The organism is Natronorubrum thiooxidans, assembly GCF_900156475.1.
GTDB lineage: Archaea > Halobacteriota > Halobacteria > Halobacteriales > Natrialbaceae > Natronorubrum > Natronorubrum thiooxidans.
Map to the genome: position 1 here is coordinate 1 of NZ_FTNR01000048.1, position 2,478 is coordinate 2,478.

2 protein-coding genes are annotated in these 2,478 nt (G+C 52.0%); both read right to left on the bottom strand.

Annotated features, from left to right (window positions below):
- On the bottom strand, positions 1-1,250 hold a 1,250-nt coding region (locus BW940_RS20680; RefSeq protein WP_076611029.1), incomplete at its 3' end, for a lamin tail domain-containing protein.
- Between the two features lie 283 nt (positions 1,251-1,533).
- Entirely contained in the window at positions 1,534-2,124 is a 591-nt protein-coding gene (locus BW940_RS20685) for an outer membrane protein assembly factor BamB family protein (protein ID WP_076611030.1), read from the bottom strand.
- Positions 2,125-2,478 lie beyond the last annotated feature (354 nt).

A 2,478-nucleotide genomic window follows, 5' to 3' on the forward strand; every position in this document is an offset into this window, starting at 1 on the left:
GTCCAGTACGTTTCGATATTTCGCTCGGCAAACCGTTCGAGCACTTCATCGTTCGGGTGCCCGTACTGTGAGTCGTAGGCACTCGAGATGATGGCCGTCTCCGGATTTACCGTATCTATCAAGGCCTCACTCGAGGAGGTTGATGACCCGTGGTGACCGGCTTTGTACACGTCGCCCTCAAGATCGCTTCCCCACTCATCGATCAGTCGTTGTTCGACACCAGTATCGACATCGCCGGGCGCTAAATACTGGAAGTTACCGAACTCGAACACCAGCACTACACTGTTGTCGTTAACATCGATCCCAGCATCCTCAGAAGGTGGATTCATTACTTGGGCAGAGACATCGCCCTCGACCGGCAGTTCATCACCACTTTCGACGATGAGAAGATCAACGCCGTACTCGTCAACGGCATCTAAGTAGTTCCCATAGGTCGCTGAATCCGATGGGACGCCCGAATCGTATGCGGCCCCGACGCCCTCACCAATCGTCTCGAAGTGCTCGATCACAGCGGCATGACCGCCAATGTGATCGGCATCGGCGTGTGTCGCAACGAGATGGTCAATCCGATCGATCCCGTGGGCCTCAAGATAGGCGATAACCTCACTACCGTCCTGTCGCCAGTCACCAGTATCGATCAGGATCGTCTCATTGGCTGGCGTGATGATGAGGGTCGAATCGCCTTGCCCAACATCGATGTGGTGTATCTCGAGTTCACCGTCAACAGGTCCCTCGCTGACGTCATCGTTCTCGTCGTCGTTGTCATCCTCTACATCGCCGTCCGACTTATCGAGATCAAAATCGCCGTAGGCGTGCTCGAGTACGACCTGGCCATTGGTGTCGACGAGCCGAACCACGTCGCCATTGCCTCGCCAGATGTTCACGTTGTATCCCCAGTGCAGCTCGTTGTCCGTCGAGTCACCTTCACCAGTCGTTATGGTCACTGTCTCTTCGGGTTCGAGGACGAACTCACTTGGAAACGAAAACGGAGAGAGGCCGCCATCGACCTGTCCACCCTCCCGGTCTCGGAGTTCAAATCCGGACATGTCGACGGGTTTATTGGCGGTGTTCTCGAGTACGATGTACTCCTCATCGGGCGATACGTCCGCAACGTTCATATCGACGACGTCGAGGGCATCTCCAACCGACTGAGAGTCGTCGATCGCGTCCTCGGTTCCTTCGGTGCCGCCCGCACATCCTGCGAGAACGACGAGGAGCGTCACGAAGACCACAAGGATCGCTCGGTTCATACATGTTCATATCAAAGGTGACGCTTGAGTGTTCCGTCCAGTGGGAGAGTAGAGGCAAGACTACATCTGAAGCCACGTTACCGAACAAAATACTTGTAATTTTGATGGGAGCTGGATAGCTCCGAATGTCATTCTTACGGTCTCAATTCCGACCGATTTAGATAAACTCTAAATTGGGAATGTGTCCAATAACCGAGAAAAGTTGGACAATAAGCTCCGTAGAAATCAGACACCAAGATCGTCTGTATTAAAGTTGTCAAACCTGAGGTTGAATTAGAATATGCTACTGAAGAGTAGTTAAGCAGATTATTGACCCAGATTCGGATGCGACATAGATACCTTCACCATTGATGGCAGGTGGTGCCCAAATTGACGACTCTGTCTCGTATGACCACTGAGGAGTGCCATCAGCTACAGACCTAGCGAATAACGTTCCTGTGTCACTCCCGACGTAGACTGTATCCTCTACCTCAAGAGCTGGTGAGAGTGGTTGATATTCTGGGTCAAACTCCCATTTACTCTCGCCGTTTTCAGGATTAATCGCGTGCAGTGGATATGACCACCCAGATGCGTAGATTGTAGACTCTCCCATTGTAATTGGCGTCGAAATCCCATTATTCAGATTTCTATTCCATACTTCCTCTTGCGTCTCTGTATCTATTGCCGGAACTTGGCCGTCTTCCTGCCCCAAAATGAGGAGATTATCTATCACAGCAGGGTGTGTAGAAAGTTCTATAGAAGACCGTGTCTCCCACCGAGTAGTCCCTTCGTCAGTGTCAATCGCGTATAGTGATGTTCCTGACTTCGTGTAGAGAGTTTCGTTCTCACCAGCACCAAGGTAGGTCACTGGGCTATCGCTCTCCCAGATCCACAACTGCTCCCCACTGAAACTCCGAGCTTCAATGCCGTCATAGGCTGGAATATCGGTACTTCCCGAACGTCGCTTCGTGAACTGTGCTGAGTCATGGACGAACGGAGTGAATGCTGGTGTAGTAACTGAGTGAACAGGAAATAGAATCTACGAATGAGGAGAAGTGAAGTAAGAAGGCTGAGATACGCTGTTCTAGGTGAATGCTGTTGCTCACCAGGAGCTTGCCCAAGGCCGCGGGCTGGCGTCAGCCCGCGGCCGGCGTGTATGCTTCTGGCACACCTGTTCCGTTCATCTCGATCTCCCAACTCCGCTCTAGCTCTTCCTCTAATGCATGTCTGATCCAGTCAGAGAAGGTCT